20 protein-coding genes are annotated in these 19355 nt (G+C 68.0%); 16 read left to right on the top strand and 4 right to left on the bottom strand.

Features of this window, described 5'->3' with window-relative positions; translation table 11 throughout:
* Nucleotides 1-17: 17 nt before the first annotated feature.
* Together dapF and ACLNGM_RS20550 are read right to left on the bottom strand one after the other, a co-directional pair.
* Nucleotides 18-911 carry a diaminopimelate epimerase gene (gene dapF, locus ACLNGM_RS20555; protein WP_416356385.1) on the bottom strand — a complete coding sequence of 298 codons (894 nt, stop codon included), beginning with the start codon at nt 909-911 and terminating at the stop codon, nt 18-20.
* Nucleotides 912-973: 62 nt separating this feature from the next.
* Nucleotides 974-1738 (bottom strand): sulfite exporter TauE/SafE family protein, encoded by a 765-nt coding sequence (locus tag ACLNGM_RS20550; protein ID WP_090961518.1) that lies wholly within the window; start codon nt 1736-1738, stop codon nt 974-976.
* Between the two features lie 200 nt (nt 1739-1938).
* On the opposite strand from ACLNGM_RS20550, the gene rplS reads away from it, so the two are divergent.
* The 4 genes from rplS to leuC all read left to right on the top strand — a co-directional run bounded on the left by rplS (nt 1939) and on the right by leuC (nt 6123).
* The gene (gene rplS / locus ACLNGM_RS20545; protein ID WP_090961515.1) at nt 1939-2397 is read left to right on the top strand and encodes a 50S ribosomal protein L19; all 459 of its coding nucleotides are present in this window, start codon (nt 1939-1941) and stop codon (nt 2395-2397) included.
* Nucleotides 2398-2478: 81 nt separating this feature from the next.
* On the top strand, nt 2479-3297 hold the full coding sequence (locus ACLNGM_RS20540; protein ID WP_416356384.1) for a class I SAM-dependent methyltransferase: 819 nt from the start codon (nt 2479-2481) through the stop codon (nt 3295-3297).
* Between the two features lie 65 nt (nt 3298-3362).
* Complete coding sequence (locus ACLNGM_RS20535; protein ID WP_416356383.1) at nt 3363-4415, top strand: bile acid:sodium symporter family protein; 1053 nt, start codon at nt 3363-3365, stop codon at nt 4413-4415.
* A gap of 292 nt (nt 4416-4707) precedes the next feature.
* Nucleotides 4708-6123: a 3-isopropylmalate dehydratase large subunit gene (leuC, locus tag ACLNGM_RS20530; protein ID WP_416356382.1), complete on the top strand. Its 1416-nt coding sequence runs from the start codon at nt 4708-4710 to the stop codon at nt 6121-6123.
* A gap of 46 nt (nt 6124-6169) precedes the next feature.
* Here leuC and ACLNGM_RS20525 read toward each other — a convergent pair whose 3' ends face one another.
* A complete protein-coding gene (locus tag ACLNGM_RS20525) occupies nt 6170-7366 on the bottom strand; it encodes a diguanylate cyclase (protein WP_416356381.1) in 1197 nt (398 codons plus the stop codon).
* Nucleotides 7367-7551: 185 nt separating this feature from the next.
* On the opposite strand from ACLNGM_RS20525, the gene ACLNGM_RS20520 reads away from it, so the two are divergent.
* The 9 genes from ACLNGM_RS20520 to dps all read left to right on the top strand — a co-directional run bounded on the left by ACLNGM_RS20520 (nt 7552) and on the right by dps (nt 15001).
* Complete coding sequence (locus ACLNGM_RS20520) at nt 7552-8022, top strand: GNAT family N-acetyltransferase (protein ID WP_090961501.1); 471 nt, start codon at nt 7552-7554, stop codon at nt 8020-8022.
* Between the two features lie 175 nt (nt 8023-8197).
* Nucleotides 8198-8587 (top strand): succinate dehydrogenase, cytochrome b556 subunit, encoded by a 390-nt coding sequence (sdhC, locus tag ACLNGM_RS20515; RefSeq protein ID WP_416356380.1) that lies wholly within the window; start codon nt 8198-8200, stop codon nt 8585-8587.
* Between the two features lie 14 nt (nt 8588-8601).
* On the top strand, nt 8602-8979 hold the full coding sequence (gene sdhD, locus ACLNGM_RS20510; protein ID WP_416356379.1) for a succinate dehydrogenase, hydrophobic membrane anchor protein: 378 nt from the start codon (nt 8602-8604) through the stop codon (nt 8977-8979).
* Between the two features lie 5 nt (nt 8980-8984).
* A complete protein-coding gene (sdhA, locus tag ACLNGM_RS20505) occupies nt 8985-10820 on the top strand; it encodes a succinate dehydrogenase flavoprotein subunit (protein ID WP_416356378.1) in 1836 nt (611 codons plus the stop codon).
* A gap of 33 nt (nt 10821-10853) precedes the next feature.
* Entirely contained in the window at nt 10854-11534 is a 681-nt protein-coding gene (locus ACLNGM_RS20500) for a hypothetical protein (protein ID WP_416356377.1), read from the top strand.
* 79 nt (nt 11535-11613) lie between these two features.
* Nucleotides 11614-12768 carry an App1 family protein gene (locus tag ACLNGM_RS20495; RefSeq protein ID WP_416356376.1) on the top strand — a complete coding sequence of 385 codons (1155 nt, stop codon included), beginning with the start codon at nt 11614-11616 and terminating at the stop codon, nt 12766-12768.
* A gap of 145 nt (nt 12769-12913) precedes the next feature.
* Nucleotides 12914-13693 (top strand): succinate dehydrogenase iron-sulfur subunit, encoded by a 780-nt coding sequence (locus ACLNGM_RS20490; RefSeq protein ID WP_416356375.1) that lies wholly within the window; start codon nt 12914-12916, stop codon nt 13691-13693.
* Between the two features lie 72 nt (nt 13694-13765).
* Nucleotides 13766-14389: a peptide-methionine (S)-S-oxide reductase MsrA gene (gene msrA / locus ACLNGM_RS20485; RefSeq protein WP_416356374.1), complete on the top strand. Its 624-nt coding sequence runs from the start codon at nt 13766-13768 to the stop codon at nt 14387-14389.
* Nucleotides 14390-14497: 108 nt separating this feature from the next.
* Nucleotides 14498-15001, top strand: coding sequence for a DNA starvation/stationary phase protection protein Dps (dps, locus tag ACLNGM_RS20480; RefSeq protein ID WP_090961483.1), 504 nt, complete (start codon nt 14498-14500; stop codon nt 14999-15001).
* A 102-nt stretch (nt 15002-15103) separates the two neighbouring features.
* On the opposite strand, the gene fsa is transcribed toward dps, so the two are convergent.
* A complete protein-coding gene (fsa, locus tag ACLNGM_RS20475; RefSeq protein ID WP_416356373.1) occupies nt 15104-15757 on the bottom strand; it encodes a fructose-6-phosphate aldolase in 654 nt (217 codons plus the stop codon).
* Between the two features lie 266 nt (nt 15758-16023).
* Here fsa and ACLNGM_RS20470 point away from each other — a divergent pair, with 266 nt between their 5' ends.
* The 3 genes from ACLNGM_RS20470 (at nt 16024) to ACLNGM_RS20460 (ending at nt 19265) form a co-directional block, all read left to right on the top strand.
* Nucleotides 16024-18216: a primosomal protein N' gene (locus tag ACLNGM_RS20470; protein ID WP_416358504.1), complete on the top strand. Its 2193-nt coding sequence runs from the start codon at nt 16024-16026 to the stop codon at nt 18214-18216.
* 78 nt (nt 18217-18294) lie between these two features.
* Entirely contained in the window at nt 18295-18792 is a 498-nt protein-coding gene (locus tag ACLNGM_RS20465) for a hypothetical protein (RefSeq protein WP_416356372.1), read from the top strand.
* A gap of 77 nt (nt 18793-18869) precedes the next feature.
* Complete coding sequence (locus tag ACLNGM_RS20460) at nt 18870-19265, top strand: DUF4345 family protein (protein WP_416356371.1); 396 nt, start codon at nt 18870-18872, stop codon at nt 19263-19265.
* Nucleotides 19266-19355: the final 90 nt, after the last annotated feature.

Genomic DNA, 19355 nt, shown 5'->3' with positions numbered 1-19355 from the left:
GATGACCTCGACGCCGCTCACGCGCGGGCCTCCGCGGGGGCTTCGTCGCGGGCAAAGGCACCGGTCGCGGGGTCGAGCGTGCCCGACCATTCCCATTCGGCGGGACCGGTCATCAGGACATGGTCGTCGCCGCGCCATTCGATCAGGAGCTCGCCGCCGGCCGGCACCGTGACGGCGACGGTCCGCCCGGTCCGCCCGGTGCGCGCGGCCGACACCGCCGCCGCGCAGGCGGCCGATCCGCAGGCCTTGGTCAGCCCCGCGCCGCGCTCCCAGGTGCGGATCTCCATCGCCTCGCGCGAGGTCACGCGGGCGATCGAGATATTGGCGCGGTCGGGGAAAAGGGGGTGGTTCTCGAGAATCGGGCCGAAGCGGTCGAGCGCATAGGACCAGACGTCGTCTGCGACCCAGAAGATCGCGTGCGGATTGCCCATCGAGGCGACGGAGGGCGAATGGAGGATCGGCGCGTCGATCGGGCCGATCTGAAGCTCGATCGCGCGGGTGTCGGCGAACTCTTCCGCGAGCGGGATGTCGCGCCAGCCGAAGCGGGGGAGCCCCATGTCGACGGTCAGAAGGCCGTCCTCGCGCTCGAAGGCTTCGAGAAACCCCGACCGCGTCTCGAACACGAAGTCGCGCACGCCCGTCTCGGCGGCGAGGGCCTGCACCACGCAGCGCGTGCCGTTGCCGCAGGCGCCCGCTTCCGTGCCGTCGGCATTGATGATCCGCACGAAGGCGAAGGTTCCGGACGTCGCCGGGTCGTGGATCGCCATGATCTGGTCGAAATGCGTCTCGTCCCGCCCGGCGAGCGCGCGCGCGGCCTCGGGCTCGATGCGCATTGCGGTGCCGCGCAGGTCCGCGACGAGGATCTCGTTGCCGAGCCCGTTCATGCGGGCAAAGGGGATCGGATGCGTCATGGTCGCAGGTCGCGTCGAGGGCTAGGGTTCGCGGCCTATATGGCAAGAACCGTGCGGCATTGCTACCCAGCCGCGTTGCGCCAGAAATAGTAGACGGCAAGACCGAGACCGACGGCGATCACCACCGCGCGCACATAGGGCTGGGGCACGCGCTTGGCGGTCCAGACCCCGGCATATCCGCCGAGCGCGACGCCCGGGATCATCACTATGGCCTCGGGCCAGGCGACGACGCCGCCCGATACGAAGACCACGATGGCGACCACCGCGATCACGGTGGCGAGCATGTTCTTCAGGGCGTTGAGCTTGTGATAGTCGCCGCCCTGCGTGAGGCCGAGCGTCGCCAGCATCATGATGCCCATGCCGGCGCCGAAGAAGCCGCCGTAGATCGCGGTCAGGAACTGAACCACCGGCCCGGCGAGCCCCTTGCCGCGTCCGGCCTCCTCCGCGTGGCGGGCCTTCGGCTTCAGCCAGGGGCCGGCGGCGAAGAGGGCGGTCGCGGCGAGCAGGAGCCAGGGCACCATCGACTGGAACTGCGGATTGTCGAGCGACAGGAGGATGAGCGCGCCGACGCCCGAACCCAGCACCGAGGCGAGCGCCAGCATCAGCGCGCCGCGCCACATCCGCCGGATGTCGCTCCAGTAGGCGAGCGTCGAGGTGACGTAGCCCGGGAACTGCACGATCGACGAGGTGGCGTTCGCCGAGATCGGCGAGATGCCGCCGAGCGTCATCGCGCCGAAGGTCAGGAACGTGCCGCCGCCGGCGACCGCATTGATCGCGCCGGCCAGAAAGCCCGAAAGAAAAAGCGACAGGGCGTAGAGAAGCGTCATGAGGGGGCCTTGCGCGGCGTGCAGACCCGTTCCCTTAGGCGAACCGCGCCCGCGTGCAAGGGCTGCGACGCACGAAAGCCGCCGCCCCTCGACAAGCAGCGCCCACGCGTGTAAGAGCGCCACGCTTTCCTCAGAATAACTTGACCGTGTTTCACGGCCATGACCGGCTCGATCCGGCATGAAACGAACCGAGGCAGACCATGAACATCATCGCCGAACTGGAGGCCCAAGAGGCCGCCCGCATCGCCGCCATCCGCACGCTTCCGACCTTCTCGCCGGGCGACACGCTGCGCGTCAATGTCCGCGTGACGGAAGGCACCCGTACCCGCGTGCAGGCTTACGAGGGCGTCTGCATCGCCCGCTCGGGCGCCGGCATCCAGGAGAACTTCACGGTTCGCAAGATCTCCTACGGCGAAGGCGTCGAGCGCGTGTTCCCGATGTACTCGCCGGCTCTCGAGTCGGTCGAGGTGGTCCGCCGCGGTCGCGTCCGTCGCGCCAAGCTCTACTACCTGCGTGATCGTCGCGGTAAGTCGGCCCGTATCGTCGAGGCGACCAACGTGCGCGCCCGCAAGCTCAACGACGACGCCCGTTCGGTGGCTGCCAACGAGCGCGCCGCCAAGGAAGCCGCCAAGACGGCTGCCAAGGAAGCCGCCGAGTAAGCTTCGGCGCTTCGTCGCTTTCGAGACTGGCAAAGGGCGGCCTCGTGCCGCCCTTTCGCGTTTCTGGTGGAGACTGGATAGATGGACGAGCACGCGGCCGCCAACCTCGCCAACTGGAACGAGCGGGCGCGGCTCCATGCCACCGACACGACGGGATCCTACAGGATCGCCAAGGTGCTGGCCGGCGGCTCGTCGCTGCACGACATCGAGGCGGAAGAGATCGGCGACGTCGCCAAGCTCGACGTCGTCCATCTCCAGTGCCACATCGGCCTCGACACGCTGTCGCTGAAACACCTCGGCGCGCGGTCGGTAACCGGCCTCGACTTCTCGCCCGATGCCGTGGCGGCCGCCCGAGCCTTCGCGCTGGAAGCGGGGACGGACGCCCGTTTCGTGGAAGCCTCGCTTTACGACGCCCCGCAGGCGCTCGGCGCGCGCTACGACCTCGTCTTCGTCACCTGGGGCGCCATCAACTGGCTGCCGGACATCGCAGGCTGGGCAAGGGTCGTGGCCGAGGTGCTGCGCCCGGGCGGGCGTCTCTACCTTCTCGAGGGGCACCCGTTGCTCAACCAGTGCGAATGGCCGGGTGGGCGAGCCGAACTGACCTACGACTTCCGCACGCCGCGAGAGCGTCCGCTGGTCTTCGACACGGCGCAGACCTACACCGGCGACGAACGGCCGCTCCGCCATACGCGCAACTACGAATGGCTCCATCCGATCGGCGACATCGTGAACGCGTTGATCGCGGCCGGGATGCGGGTCGACTTCCTGCGCGAGCACGAGCGGATCGCCTGGCGCGCCTTTCCCGAGATGGTGGAGGTCGGCGAGGATCTCTACGCCCTGCCGCCGGGTCTGCCGCGCATGCCGATCAGCTTCTCGATCGGAGCCACCCGCTCCGCCTGAACGTCTCCCATGGGGCGCGGCGCTCGGCCGATTGCCCTGCCACACAAGCCTGAAGGAGGCCGGACATGAGCCTTCGCTCCCGTCTTCGCGCCATTCCGATTGATCGTTTCCTGCTTCTTCTGATCGCGACCGTCGCGCTTGCCGCCGTCCTGCCGGCGCGGGGCCAAGTGGCCGAAGCGTTCGACTGGATCACCTACGGGGCGATCGCGCTCCTGTTCTTCCTCTACGGCGCGCGCCTGTCGCCGCAGGCCGTGTGGGCGGGTCTCCTGCACTGGCGACTGCAGGGCCTCGTGTTCCTGTCGACCTTCGCGCTCTTTCCGCTGGTCGGGCTCCTCGTCTACCCGATGGCCGGCCAGATCCTGCCGGCAGAACTCGCGCTCGGCCTCCTCTACCTGACGCTCCTGCCGTCCACCGTGCAATCCTCGATCGCATTCACCTCGATCGCGGGCGGCAACGTCCCGGCGGCACTCACCAGCGCGTCGGTGTCCAACATGCTCGGCGTCGTCGTGACGCCGCTCCTCGTGCTGCTGCTCGCGAGCGGTTCGGGCGGGGCGATCTCGTTCGATGCGATCGAGAAGATCGCGCTCCAGATCCTCGCGCCCTTCGTCGCCGGGCAGATCGTGCGGCCGCTGATCGGCGCCTGGCTCGCCCGCCACAAGCCGGTGACGACAGTGGTGGACCGCGGCTCGATCCTCCTCGTCGTCTACGCCGCCTTCTCGGAAGGTGTCGTCGCGGGCGTCTGGACAAGTCTCGACTGGCGGGACCTCGTGATCGTCGTCCTCCTCGACATCGCGACCCTCGCCTTCGTCCTGTCGGTGACGACGCTTCTCGCCCGCAAGCTGCGGTTCTCGCGCGAGGACGAGATCGCGATCGTCTTCTGCGGATCGAAGAAGAGCATGGCGACCGGCATTCCGATGGCGGGCATCCTGTTCGCGGGCCATGCGATGGCGCTGGTCGTCCTGCCGCTCATGCTGTTCCACCAGATCCAGCTCTTCGCCTGCGCCGCGCTCGCCCAACGCTATGCCCGCCGCACGCCCGGCCCGGTGCCGAGCGTCACCGAGGCGGCCGCCGCCGAGCGCCGGAGCGTCGAGGATGCGGTCGCCACGACCAACCCCTGAGACGATGAGCGGCGACGCACGGCGGGCCATTGCGCGGCCGCGCGCGCGGGCGTATTTTGGAACGATGCGAAGAAGCGTGAGACACAACGGCCGCCTGCCGACCACGCTGGGGTTCTCCCCGGTGGAGGATCGCGCACGCATGCCCGGCCGCTTCTTCTATCGGCAGATCTCGGCCGTCCACCTAGCGGCCTGAGCCGCCGCGACAGCGCGGCCCCAATGCACCCAGACGTTCCGTGATGTCCGGCACGGCGGCCCGATGGCCGTCCGGCCCTATCGAAAACGTGAAAAGCCGATGAGCGAACATTCCAAGCCCCGCACCCTCTACGACAAGATCTGGGACGACCACGTCGTCTCGACCGGCGAGGGGGGTGAAAGCCTTCTCTACATCGACCGCCACCTTGTCCACGAGGTGACGAGCCCGCAGGCCTTCGAGGGCTTGCGCGCCGCCGGACGCCGGGTCCGCCATCCCGCGCGCACGCTCGCCGTCGTCGACCACAACGTGCCGACCTACGACCGGCGCGGCGGCATCCACAACGAGGAAAGCCGCATCCAGGTCGAGACGCTGGCGAAGAACGCGGCCGAGTTCGGCGTCGAGTATTTCAACGAGGTCGACGAGCGCCAGGGCATCGTCCACATCATCGGGCCGGAGCAGGGCTTCACCCTGCCGGGCATGACGATCGTCTGCGGCGACAGCCACACCTCGACCCACGGCGCCTTCGGCGCGCTCGCCCACGGCATCGGCACTTCGGAGGTCGAGCACGTGCTGGCCACCCAGACGCTGATCCAGCAGAAGGCGAAGAACATGCTCGTCCAGGTGGACGGGCAGCTGCCGCCGGGCGTCACCGCCAAGGACATCATTCTCGCCATCATCGGCGAGATCGGCACGGCAGGCGGCACCGGCTACGTCATCGAGTTCGCCGGCGAGGCGATCCGCGCCCTCTCGATGGAAGGGCGCATGACGATCTGCAACATGACGATCGAGGGCGGCGCGCGCGCCGGCCTGATCGCGCCGGACGAGACGACCTTCGCCTATATCAAGGACAAGCCGCGAGCGCCGAAGGGCGCGGCCTTCGAGCAGGCCGTCGCCTACTGGCGCACGCTGCACACGGACGAGGGCGCCCATTTCGACAAGGTGGTGCGTCTGGATGCGGGCAACCTGCCGCCGATCGTCTCCTGGGGCTCCTCGCCGGAGGACGTCGTCTCCGTCACGGGCACGGTGCCGGACCCGGACGCGATCGCCGACGAGAGCAAGCGCGAGACCAAGAAGCGGGCGCTCGACTACATGGGCCTGACGCCGGGCACGCCGATGACGGATCTCACCGTCGATCGCGTCTTCATCGGATCGTGCACCAACGGGCGCATCGAGGACCTGCGCGCCGTCGCCAAGGTCGTGGAGGGCCGCAAGGTGGCCGAGACCGTCTCGGCGATGATCGTGCCGGGCTCGGGACTGGTGAAGCTGCAGGCCGAGGCCGAGGGTCTCGACGCCATCTTCAAGGCGGCGGGCTTTGACTGGCGCGAGCCGGGCTGCTCGATGTGCCTCGGGATGAACGAGGACCGCCTCAAGCCTTACGAGCGCTGCGCCTCGACCTCGAACCGCAACTTCGAGGGTCGGCAGGGCTTCAAGGGCCGCACGCACCTCGTCTCGCCGGCGATGGCGGCCGCCGCCGCGATCGCGGGACGGTTCGTCGACATTCGCGAGTGGCGGTAGACCTCTCCAAGCGCCCGGACGGCCTAGGCTGGACTGGGCGGAGGTTCTAGCCCGCGAGGGCAGGGCCGGCCGGTCGCCGACGCTTCGGCGCCGGCTCCGGCACCGCCTCGCGGATGTCGATCACCACCTTGTCGCGCCCGTCCGCCTTCGCGCTGTAGAGAAGGCGGTCGGCCCGGTCGATCGCGTCGAACAGCGTTTCCTGCGGGTTGATCGCCACCACGCCGGAGCTCGCCGTCACCGTCAGGTCGGTGAGCGGCGCCGGCCAGCGGATCTGCCGCGCCGAGGTGCGCACAGTCTCGGCAAGTTCCAGCGCCGACGCGCGGTCGCCGCCGGCGACCACGATCGCGAACTCCTCGCCGCCGATGCGCGCCACCAGCCCGTCCGCGCCCGCAAGGCCGCTGCAGAGCGCCGCATAGCCGCACAGGACGGCGTCGCCCGCCTCGTGACCGTAGCGGTCGTTGATCTGCTTGAAATGGTCGAGATCGCTGAGGACGAGGGTGAGGCGCCTACCGGGCAGCGTGCGTCGGCGCATGGCCTCGACGCCCTGCTCGAGGCCACGCCGGTTCAGCGCCCCGGTCAGGGCGTCGGCGGTCGACTCTTCGCGCAGGCGCCCGATGACGTCGAACACCGTGGTCAGGATCACGCTCAGCGCCAGAAGGATGCCGGTCGCCGCGCCGTTCAGCTGGAACACGAAGCCCCAGGGCGACTCGCGCCAGTTCGACACGCCGAGATCCTCGGGCGAGGCGTAGAGAAGAAGGACGTTCTGCAGGCCGAGGCTCACCGTGATCGTGCCGCAGAGGCCGACGAGGAGCGGCCGCAGCGTACCCGGATCGTGCCGCATCTCGATCGCGGACAAGAGCATCAGGGCAGCGCAGGCCGTCTGCACCGAGAACACCTCGTGCAGCACCGAGCCCCCCAGAAAGGCGAGACTCACCGCCGCACCGGCGCTTCCGGCTCCGACGACGAGGGCGAGCCATGCCCAGCGCGGGCGGCGCCCGGCGCGTGCGGCGAAGGCGGCGTTGGCGATCGCGAGCGCGATCAGGAACAGCGTGTCCTCGAATGTCGGCTTGGCGACGCTGCCCGGCGCCGTCGGTAGGATGGTGAGGGCGAAGCCGAGCGAGGCGACGAAGAAGCCCGCGCTCCACCATCGGAGGCTGGCATGGAGGCGCGACAGAAGGAGGAAGCAGAGCGCGAAGGCGCAGAAGAGGACCGGCACGGACCAAGCGAGGATGTCGGCCCGCATCTGTTGTCCTCCCACCCCCCATGACGCAACGTCGCCGACGCCATGACTTGACGCCGTAATGTTGCACCCCAATGCAAAACCACTAGCCGCAGCGGCAGCCCGGCGCAATCCGAGCGTCGTGGATCCGGCCAACGATCCGCCCGCCGCGACTTGACGCTCGCGCGCTTCCGCCGCACACCAGCGGCATGAGCCAGAGCGAAAGCGTTCCCGATATCGAGATCGGCCTCCTGCGTCTGAAGGATGCGCGCGAGCTCGCGCCGCTTCTGGCCGCCTACAACCAGGCCATGTTCCGGGGCGCGCCGGGCGCGCCCGACACGTTCTACGCCGAGCAGCTCCTGCAGGATCGCACAGGCGAGATGCTGGGCGCCCGGCTCGACGGCGAACTCGTCGGTTTTCTCCAGTTCTACGACCTGCCGGATCTCTGGACGGGCATGCGCTCGGGGCTCGCCGACCACGTGTTCGTCGACCAGCGTCACCGCCGCAAGGGCATCGCCAAGGCGATGGTCGATCTCCTCGCGGAAGAAGCCGATTCGCGCGGCTGGTCGCGCCTCGTGCTCCACGCGCCGCGCCACGGCGGATCGGGTCGCCATCTCTACGAGAAGGTAGCCGAGCCCGCCGACTGGTCGAGCTACGTCCTGCGCTTCCTCGATCGCTGACGGCCGGCCGACACCGTTCGCCTGCGACGCAAGCGACATTCAATCGGTTTGGGCGCGAATGCGATCGATCGCGGCTTGATTTCGCAGCCGCACAGGTTCTTTAGAAGCAATCCAGCCGCGTTTGGGCGCCACGCCCGGCGTCCCATGCCAGCCGCGATCGCCTACGGAGTGATCCTTGTCCGACATCAAATCCGCCCGGCCGCTGTCGCCGCATCTCACGGTCTATCGGTTCCGTCCGACCATGGCCATGTCGATCCTGCACCGCATCACCGGCGGCGCGCTTTATGTCGGCACGGCGCTCGTCGTCTGGTGGCTGATCGCCGCCGCCAGCGGGCCGGACGCCTTCTCCTATGCGTCCGCCTTCTTCGGCTCGATCATCGGCCGGCTGATCCTCTTCGGCTACAGCTGGGCGCTGCTCCACCACATGGCCGGCGGGATCCGCCACTTGATCTGGGATACGGGCGCCGGCCTCGGCCGCGAAGAATCCACCAAGCTCGCCATCGCCACGCTGGTCGCCTCGCTCGTCGGGACCGTCCTCCTGTGGCTGGTCGTCGTCATCCTCTGAAGGAAGGTTCCGTCATGGACATGAGAACTCCCCTGAAGCGGGTCCGGGGTTACGGCGCCGCCGGCGAGGGCACCGGGCACTTCTGGATGCAGCGGCTCACCGCCGTCGCCAACCTCTTCCTGATCTCGTTCTTCGTCGTGCTCCTGATCGCGCTGCACGACGAACCCTATGAAGGCGTGCGCGCGGCCTTCGCCAACCCGCTGGTCGGGCTGGTGATGGGTCTTGTCGTGATCTCCGTGTGTGTCCACATGCGTCTCGGCATGCAGACCATCATCGAGGACTACGTCCACGGCGGCGCGAAGGTGGCCCTCGTCATCCTGAACACCTTCTTCGCCGTCCTCGTCGCCTCGGCGAGCCTTTTCGCGATCGTCAAGATGAGCTTCGGAGCCTGAACACCATGGCGACTGCCCAGCCCCATCGCAGCGCGCCGGCCCAGAACGGCAAGGCCTACACCTTCATCGACCATACGTTCGACGTCGTGGTCGTCGGCGCTGGCGGCGCGGGCCTCCGCGCCACGCTCGGCGCGGCCCAGGCCGGCCTGAAGACCGCCTGCATCACCAAGGTCTTCCCGACCCGCTCGCACACCGTGGCGGCGCAAGGCGGCGTGGCCGCCTCGCTCGGCAACATGGGCGAGGACAACTGGCGCTGGCACATGTACGACACCGTGAAGGGGTCGGACTGGCTGGGCGACCAGGACGCCATCGAGTATCTTGTGCGCGAGGCCCCCAAGGCCGTGTACGAACTCGAGCACTTCGGCGTGCCCTTCTCGCGCACCACCGACGGCAAGATCTACCAGCGCCCCTTCGGCGGCATGACCACCGACTTCGGCAACGGCCCGCCGGCGCAGCGCACCTGCGCCGCTGCCGACCGCACCGGCCATGCGATCCTGCACACGCTCTACGGGCAGTCGCTTCGTTACTCGTCCGAGTTCTTCATCGAGTACTTCGCGATCGACCTCATCATGGATGAGGAGGGCGCCTGCCGCGGCGTCGTCGCCATCAACATGGACGACGGATCGATCCATCGCTTCCGCTCCAAGAAGGTGATCCTGGCGACCGGCGGCTACGGCCGCGCCTACTTCTCGGCCACCTCCGCCCACACCTGCACCGGCGACGGCAACGCGATGGTGCTGCGCGCCGGCCTGCCGCTGCAGGACATGGAGTTCGTGCAATTCCACCCGACCGGCATCTACGGCGCGGGCTGCCTGATCACGGAAGGCGCGCGCGGCGAGGGCGGCTACCTCACCAACTCGGAAGGGGAGCGCTTCATGGAGCGCTACGCGCCGTCCGCGAAGGATCTCGCCTCCCGCGACGTCGTCTCGCGCTCCATGACCATGGAGATCCGCGACGGCCGGGGCGTCGGCAAGAACAAGGACCACATCTTCCTGCACCTCGACCATCTCGATCCGAAGATCCTGCACGAGCGCCTGCCGGGCATCTCCGAGTCGGCCCGCATCTTCGCGGGCGTCGACGTGACCAAGGAGCCGATCCCGGTCCTGCCGACCGTCCACTACAACATGGGCGGCATCCCGACGAACTATCACGGCGAGGTCCTGACCAAGCGCGACGGCAACCCGGACTCGGTGGTGCCGGGCCTGATGGCGGTCGGCGAGGCGGCCTGCGTGTCGGTGCACGGGGCGAACCGCCTCGGCTCGAATTCGCTGATCGACCTCGTGGTGTTCGGCCGCGCCGCGGGTCTGCGGTGCGCCGAGACGGTTTCGGCCGGCGAGGGCCACGCCCCGCTTCCGGCCAACGCCGGTGACAACTCGCTCGCCCGCCTCGACCGCTTCCGCTATGCCAAGGGCTCGACGTCGACCGCCGAGCTACGCGACACCATGCAGCGCACGATGCAGTCGAACTGCGCCGTGTTCCGCACGGGCGAGATCCTCGAGGAAGGCCACGAGAAGATCCATCAGGTCTGGAAGGCGTCCGACGACGTTCGCGTCACCGACCGCTCGCTGATCTGGAACACAGACCTCATCGAGACGCTCGAATACGACAACCTGATCGCCCAAGCCGTCGTGACCATGGACTCGGCACGCGCCCGCCAGGAATCGCGCGGCGCCCACGCCCGCGAGGACTTCCCCGATCGTGACGACGTCAACTGGATGAAACACACGCTGAGCTTCTGCGACACGGTCGCCAAGACCGTGACGCTGGAGGACCGGCCGGTCCACACCTACACGATGTCGAACGAGATCGAGTACATCCAGCCGAAGAAGCGCGTGTACTAAAGGTCCGTGAGGGATCGAGTTTCCGGCTACGGCATGTGGCTGAACGATCGATTGGGCGCCGCTACCAAGTGGCGCCCAATTCTGTATCTGGTCGGTTGGGCGCTGATCGGTGCGGCGCTCGTGGCGGCGTTCAATAGTTTTACGGCCCACCCTCCGCCGAGTTGGAAGGGGCGCATTTCGAGCGAGTTCCTGCTCTTCCATGCGGGATTCATATCGATCGCGGTCGCGATGGGCCTCTCGCTGCTGATGACGCTCAAACATCGGCGCTGGCGGTTTATGCTCGGACCTGCGTTGAACGCCCCGCTTGTCATCCTTACCGTTCTATCCGGACAATTGTTCGCAGCGAATTTTCCCGACCCCGTCTGCGGTCGAGAAGTTGGATGCTTCGTTTTGGGCGTAAGTCCTGCAACCATCGATATCGTCTTCGAAATTTGGCGGGCGCCGTGCGCTTATTCCCTTTTCTTGACCCGGTTCGGGATAGGGATCGAGATGAACTACTCCGAAGACGGGTCTTATCTTTCCAACCCGCATTTGCTCCTCAGCGGCAATGAACGCATTCTCGTTCTCGCGAGAGGTGGGTACCTCGTCGACGCGTTCGAGATATCGACCGGCCGGATCATGTCCGATTTCGTCAGTTGGGCTCAGCCCGACCGTGATGCCGCCATGCTCGGAAACTCAGAGGCGATCAGAAGACTGCTCGACGAAAACAAATAGCTGCCCAAATCATCCGCCGACGCGCCGCCGCTTCCCGCCGCCCGCGCGCTTTGCTATCGCGGGTGGTATGAAATCGGACATGTTGCGCGGGCTGGGCCGGCACATTCTTCGCCGCAGCCGGGTCCTGCGCTTCAGGGTCAAGCGTGCAGTCGGACTGACGGATCGGCCGACGCTGGTCGTCTACCCCGGACGCGTCGCACGCGGGCGGCTGCAGATCCTCGGGCGCGTCCTGGAGGACGAAGGCGTCTTCGACGCCCCCCATTCCAATTCCACGCTGCGCAATCTCTGGCTGACCTTCAAGCGCTACGAGACCGACGAGATCGGGACGGCTCGGGTGCGATACGAGGGGCCGGCGGGCTCCGGCGTCCTCCTCAGCGACCGGGAGGGCTATGTCCGGCTGAATATCGAGACGGCTCATCTCGGCGAGGATGCCGCGCCCTGGACGCCGGTCCGCTTCCATCTCGAAACGGCGAAGGGCTACGATTTTGCGCCGGTGGATGCCGAGGGCAGGGCGCGCGTCGTCTCGCCCGCCGCGCGCTTCGGCGTCATTTCGGACATCGACGATACGATCATTCACACCGGCGCCTTCAAGATGCTGCGCCACTGGCGGATCGTCACGGCCAATTCGCCCGAAGCCCGCGCGGCCTTCCCCGGTGTCTCGGAGTTCTACCGCGCCCTTTGCGACGGCGCGGCGGGACCCGAGACCAACCCGGTCTTCTACGTCTCGTCCAGTCCCTGGAACCTGTCGGATATCTTCGAGCGCTTCATGGCGCAGAAGAACATCCCGGCTGGTCCGATGCTCCTGCGCTCCCTGTCCGACGACGCGCTCGGCTGGCTGTTGCGGCGCCACCGCAGCCACAAGGACGGCGCGATCGACGAACTGATGGCCGATTATCCCGACCTCAAGTTCGTGCTGATCGGCGACAGCGGCCAGAAGGACGCGACGGTCTATGCGTCCGCCGTGGAGCGCCATCCCGGACGCGTCCTCGCCGTTCATATCCATGATGTGCGCCCGGAGGGAGACGTGTCGACCGAGGTGGAGCGCGAGCTGAAGCGCATCGAGGCGGCCGGCGTTCCGACGACCCTTGGCCGGACGCTGGAGGCGGCCAGCGCCCATGCGGAGGCTGCAGGCCTCGTCGCGGCGGGGACGCATGCGGCGGTGCTGGCCGAAGTCGCCGAGGAGGTCGGCAAGCCGACGCGCTTCGGCCCGTTCCCGGTGATCGTCCAGCCGTGAACGGGAATGCCGTGGGGCCGGTGCAGACCGGCGCCGACATACAAACGGTTTAACCGCGGGGGCGACACCGTGGCGTGTTGCGCTGCCCGCGCATTCGTGTTTAGCCCCATTCTAAAGACGCGCATCCCCTGTCCAGGACCCGGCCATGGTCGAACTCACGCTCCCCAAGAACTCCACCGTCCAGAAGGGCAAGGTCTGGCCGAAGCCCGCCGGCGCCAAGAACGTGCGCGAGTTCGGCGTCTATCGCTGGTCGCCGGACGACGGCCAGAACCCGCGCGTCGACACGTTCTACGTCGACACCGACGACTGCGGCCCGATGGTGCTCGACGCGCTCCTCTGGATCAAGAACAAGGTCGATTCGACTCTCACGCTGCGCCGCTCCTGTCGCGAAGGTATCTGCGGCTCCTGCGCGATGAACATCGACGGCTCCAACACGCTCGCCTGCACCAAGGGCATGGACGAGGTGAAGGGCGCGGTGAAGGTCTATCCGCTGCCGCACATGCCGGTGGTCAAGGACCTCGTGCCCGACCTCACCGTGCCTTACGCGCAGCTGCGCTCGATCGAGCCCTGGCTGAAGACCGAAACGCCGGAGCCCGAGAAGGAGTGGCGCCAGAGCCACGAGGACCGTGAGAAGCTCGACGGGCTCTACGAGTGCATCCTGTGCTTCTGCTGCCAGACCTCGTGCCCGAGCTACTGGTGGAACGGCGACCGCTATCTCGGCCCAGCGGTTCTGCTCCAAGCCTATCGCTGGCTGATCGACTCGCGCGACGAGGCGACCGGCGAGCGCCTCGACAACCTCGAGGATCCGTTCCGCCTCTACCGCTGCCACACGATCATGAACTGCACGCAGGCCTGCCCGAAGGGCCTGAACCCCGCCAAGGCGATCGCCGAGATCAAGAAGATGATGGTCGAGCGCCGGGTTTAATCGGCACGCCTTGCATCCGCCGGGTTCGGCGCGCCGTAGTTGAAGGTGCCGAACCCCCGCGGAGACCCATCGATGACGCGTTCATCCTTCCTGCGGCCGGGCGTTCTCGCGCTCGGCCTTTTTGCTGTCCTCACCCCGATCGCCGCGCAGGCCGACGAGGCGATCCTTGCCGGCGGTTGCTTCTGGTCGATGGAAACCGATCTCGACCGGGTTCCCGGCGTGACGAAGACCATGTCGGGCTACACCGGCGGCCATCTGAAGAACCCGACCTATCAGGACGTCGTCACCGAGACGACGGGTCACTACGAGGCGGTGAAGGTCACCTACGACCCGGCGAAGATCACCTACGACCAGCTGCTCCAAGCCTACTGGCATTCGATCGACCCGACCGACGCGGGCGGCCAGTTCTGCGACCGTGGCGATTCCTACCGCACCGCCGTCTTCGCGATCGGCGACGGGCAGATGAAGACGGCCGAAGCCAGCAAGGCGGCGGTTCAGAAGGAGCTGGGACAGAAGGTCGCGACGGCGGTGCTGCCAGCGGCCGAGTTCTACCCCGCCGAGGACTACCATCAGGACTACGCCCGGAAGAATCCCGGTCATTACAAGCGCTACCGGATCGGCTGCGGACGCGATGCCGCGGTGAAGGCCGTCTGGGGCGCCAAGGCGCAGGCCGAACTGACGGCCAAGCTCGACTGAGGCGGTGTGCCGCGTGGGGGAACCGAATCCGTCCCCCGCGCGTAACTGCCCAGACGCGACCGGCGTGCGTTTGCGTGCCGGCTTTGTATGCGGGCTCAGGAGACTTCGATGGCCAAGCAGGGCAAGACCCCGATCCATCCGACCAAGAACACCTTGAACGAGAATCTGCGCCGCTCGATGATCGAGCTCCTGCAGGTGCATCTGGCCTCGGCCATCGACCTCAGCTACCAGGCCAAGCAGGCCCACTGGAACGTCAAGGGTCACAACTTCTACGGAACCCACCTCCTGTTCGACAAGCTCCACGAGGAAGCCGAGGAGTATGTCGACACGATCGCCGAGCGTCTGACGGCCCTCGGCGGCCAGGCCCGCGGCACGGTGCAGGCCTCGGCCGAGGCGACCGTTCTCGACCCGTATCCGCTCGATCTCGTCGACCTGATGGGCCACATCAAGCGCCTGGCCGACAGCTACGCCAAGTGGGGCGGCGCCTTGAAGGACGCCGTGAAGGAGTCGGACGAGGCGGGCGACGACCTGACCGCCGATCTCTTCACCGAGGTCGGCCGCGGCATCGACAAGTCGCTCTACTTCCTGGAAAGCCACTTCCAGCACGCCTGATCGATCCCCCGCGCGCCGGACGTCCTCCTCCCCGGACGGCGCGCACGAAAAAGGGCGGCTCTCGCGAGCCGCCCTTTTTTGTTGGTCCGCGTTGGGCGGAGCTTACTCGATCGTCTGGCCGGTCTTCGCCCAGTCGGCGATGAAGGCCTTGAGGCCGTTGTCCGTCAGCGGATGCTTGACCAGCGCCTTGAGGGTCGCCGGCGGCACGGTCGCGACGTCAGCGCCGATCAGGGCAGCCTCGCGCACGTGGTTCGGCGTGCGGATCGAGGCGGCGAGGATCTCTGTCTCGATGCCGTAGTTGTCGTAGATGCGACGGATGTCGGAGATCAGCTCCATGCCGTCGATGTTCATGTCGTCGAGACGGCCGACGAAAGGTGAGATGTAGGTCGCGCCGGCTTTGGCCGCGAGCAGCGCCTGGTTGGCCGAGAAGCAGAGCGTCACGTTGGTCTTGATGCCGTCTTCGGTGAAGCGCTTGCAGGCCTTGAGGCCGTCCAGCGTCAGCGGCAGCTTGACGACGATGTTGGGCGCGATCGCGGCGATGATCTTGCCCTCGCGCATCATTCCGTCGAAATCGGTCGAGGCGACTTCGCCCGAGACCGGGCCGTCGGTGACTTCGCAGATCTCCTTGAGAAGTTCCTTGAGCGGCCGGTTGGCCTTCAGGACCAGCGATGGGTTGGTGGTCACGCCGTCGATCAGGCCGGCGCCCTGCAGTTCCCTGATCTCGGCAATATCGGCCGTATCGACGAAAAATTTCATGAAATTCGTCCTTCGTTCACCGGCGGACGGCCAGCCCCTCCCATGGGGCCGACGGCGCCGCCGTCGATCCTGATGTGTGGTGGTGTATAGGACCCGGTATCGGAAGCAAGCGGGAATCAGCCGCCCCCGGCCCCGCCCAAGACCCTTTCATCGCACCGCGTGAAGAACGATATGGGGGGCACGGCGCCCGATTGCGAGCGCCGATTTTTCCTGGTTTCCGCAACGGCACCCGCTTGGATCACTCCCCCGCCCCGTTCACCGACCTCCTGTTCGCGCCGGACGCGCTTCCCGGCGGACCGAAGGTCGTGCCGGTGCTGGTGCCCCTGCCGGCGGAGCGTCCCTATTCCTACCGTGTGCCGGAGGGGATGTCGGTCGAGCCCGGCTCGATCGTGCAGGTGCCGCTCGGGCCGCGGCAGGTGGCGGGCGTCGTCTGGGACCAGCCGACCGATCCGGTGGACGCCCGGAAGCTGCGGGCGATCACCCATGTCTTCGACTGCCCTCCGCTCGACGCCACGATGCGGCGCTTCATCGACTGGGTCGCCGACTACACGATTTCGCCGCCCGGCCTCGTGGCGCGCATGGTGCTGCGGGCGCCGGTCGCCTTCGATCCGGAGCCGCACGTGGACGGCTTGCGCGCGACCGGTGTCCTGCCGCCGCGCATGACGCCGACGCGCCAGCGCGTCCTCGATACGCTGGCGCAATCGCCCGAATGGACGCGTTCGGGCTTGGCGAACGCCTCCGGCGTCGCCGTTTCCGTCGTCGACGGCCTCGTCAAGGTCGGCGCGCTCGAGCCTGTGTCCCTGCCGCCGCATCCGGCCGTCCCCGCGCCCGACACCGCGCACGGCCGCGCCGAACTGACGCCCGATCAGCGCGAGGCCTCCGACCGACTGATCGCGCCCGTGGAGGCGGGCGGCTTCTCGGTCTCGCTGCTCGAAGGCGTCACCGGATCGGGCAAGACCGAGGTCTATTTCGAGGCGGTGGCGCGCGCCCTCGACAAGGGGCGTCAGGTGCTGATCCTCCTGCCCGAGATCGCGCTGACCCAGAGCTTCATCGACCGCTTTCATCAGCGCTTCGGCGCCGAGCCGGCGCAGTGGCATTCCGATGTGCCGCCGCGCATGCGCGAGAAGGTGTGGCGGCAGGTGGCCGAGGGCCGCGTCAGGGTCGTCGCCGGGGCGCGGTCCGCGCTCTTCCTGCCCTTTCCCGACCTCGGCCTCGTCATCGTCGACGAGGAGCATGACCCCGCCTACAAGCAGGAGGACCGGACCTTCTACCACGCCCGCGACATGGCCGTGGTGCGGGGACGGGAGGGGGGCTGCCCGGTGATCCTCGCCTCCGCCACGCCTTCGCTCGAAAGCCGCGTCAACGCGCGCACCGGTCGCTACGCCCACGTGCCGCTCGGCCGCCGCTTCGCCGACGCCGCGCTGCCGGATCTCTCGCTGGTCGACCTGCGACGCCACCCGCCGGCGCGCGGCCGCTTCCTGTCGCCGGTGCTCCTGACCGCGATCGAAGAAACGGTGAAGCGCGGCGAGCAGGCGCTTCTCTTCCTCAACCGCCGCGGCTACGCGCCGCTGACGCTCTGCCGTGCCTGCGGCCATCGCTTCCAGTGCTTGCAGTGTTCCGCCTGGCTGGTCGACCATCGCCTGCGCGGCACCCTGCAATGCCACCACTGCGGCCACGCGCAGCACCGCCCGGAAAGCTGCCCGTCCTGCGGCACGCTCGACCATCTCGTCGCCTGCGGGCCCGGCGTCGAGCGCATCGCCGAGGAGATGCTGGAGACCTTCCCGGACGCCCGCACGATCCTCCTGTCGTCCGATCTGCCGGGCGGCGCGCGGCGGCTGCGGCGCGAGCTCGACGCCGTGGCGGACGGCGAGGCCGACATCGTGATCGGCACGCAACTCGTTGCCAAGGGCCATCACTTTCCGCTGATGACGCTGGTCGGCGCGGTGGATGCCGACCTTGGCCTTGCCAACGGCGACCCGCGCGCGGCCGAGCGCACCTTCCAGCTCCTCCACCAGGTGACGGGCCGGGCGGGGCGCTCGGGGCTTCCGAGCCGCGGCATGATCCAGACCTGGAGTCCGGAGCATCCGGTGATGCAGGCGCTGGTCGCGGCCGATCCCGACCGCTTCTACGACCGAGAGGCCCATGAGCGCGAGCGCGCGGGGCTGCCGCCCTTCGGCCGGCTCGCCGCGCTGATCGTCTCGGCCGACACGCGTCGCGAGGCGGAGGAGCACGGGCGCGAACTCGCCCGCGCCGCACCACAGGACATGGGGCTCGAAGTGCTCGGTCCCGCCGAGGCGCCGCTCGGGCTGGTGCGCGGGCGGCACCGCTTCCGGCTCCTGGCGCAGGGCGGCCGGCGCGCGCCGCTCCAGGCGTTCCTTCGCGCAATGATCGCGGCCGCGCCGAAACCGCGCGGCTCGGTCCACGTCCAGATCGACATCGATCCGCAAAGCTTCCTCTGAGGCCCCGCAGCCCTTGCTGTCGGCGGCGCGATCCTGTCAATGCATGAGCGAATGCGGGCGGCAGGGAAGAGGGACGGCATGAGGTTTAAGCGGCTGGTGTCGACGGCTCTTCTCGGTCTCTCCTGCGCGCCCGCCATCGCGCAGGATATGAGTTCCGGCCCCGCACCCACCGCCGGGCCGCCGGCCGCGCAGGACACGATCTTCTGGTATCCCGCGCCGTCGCGCTGCACCTACTTCACGCCTGAGGGTCGCGCGGCCTTCCGCTTCGACGACCCTCAGACCTGGCGCTTTGCCTTCCTCGTGATGCGAGAGACCAAGGCGGAGACCCCCGTCGAGCGCGGCTACGTCATGGTCGACGGCGTCCTGCGCGAACTGGAGAAGGTGCGCTCGGGCGCCGACGCCGCGCAGGCCAACGTCACCGTCTGGCGCTCGGCCGGCGAGCCGCGCGTCAACGTCAACCTGACGGTGCGCGAAACGGGCCGCTCGGCGGAGACCGTGGACCTCGCCGGCACGATGACGCTGATTCGCGGCGACGGGCGGCGGGAGATCGCGGTCGAAGGGAACTGCACCGGCTGAGGTCCGTCCGGCTTTGCCGCTCGGCCCGATTTCCGCTAAGCCCACGCGCCAACCGAACTCTTCCGCCGCGAGCTACGATGCCGATCACGCTTCCCACCACCACGGTCGACGCGCTGCCGTTTGCGGCCGCCTGCTTCAGCATCCTCTACGGCCTCTATGCGCTGTTCGCGCCGGGCACGTTCCTGCGCATGGCCAAGCTCCAGCCGATCGGCGAGCGGCGTGTCGGCCTGTCCGAGATCCGGGGCTCGCTCGCCGGGTTTCCGCTCGGCGTTGGGCTGGCGACGCTATTCTTCTACGACCAGCCCTTCACGCAGATGGCGCTCGGGGCAGGGTGGCTGTTCGTGGCATTCGGCCGCCTCGTCTCAATCCTCTCCGACGATGCCTCGACCTTCGGCAACTGGCTCTGGCTCCTCGTCAACCTGATCGTCGCAGGCGCGTGTCTCGCCCCGGTTTTCGGGTTGGTGCCGGCCTGAGGCCGCGCCCTGTAAACCATGCTGTGAAGCCGCGTTTTCGGCCCCTTCGCTCTGTTGTGGAGCGGGAAACCCTGTGCTAGACGACCCCTC

The organism is Aureimonas phyllosphaerae (genome assembly GCF_047943035.1).
Taxonomy (GTDB): Bacteria; Pseudomonadota; Alphaproteobacteria; order Rhizobiales; family Rhizobiaceae; genus Aureimonas; species Aureimonas phyllosphaerae.
The sequence above is the reverse complement of the archived record's forward strand: the minus strand, read 5'-3'. Positions and strand labels throughout refer to the sequence as shown.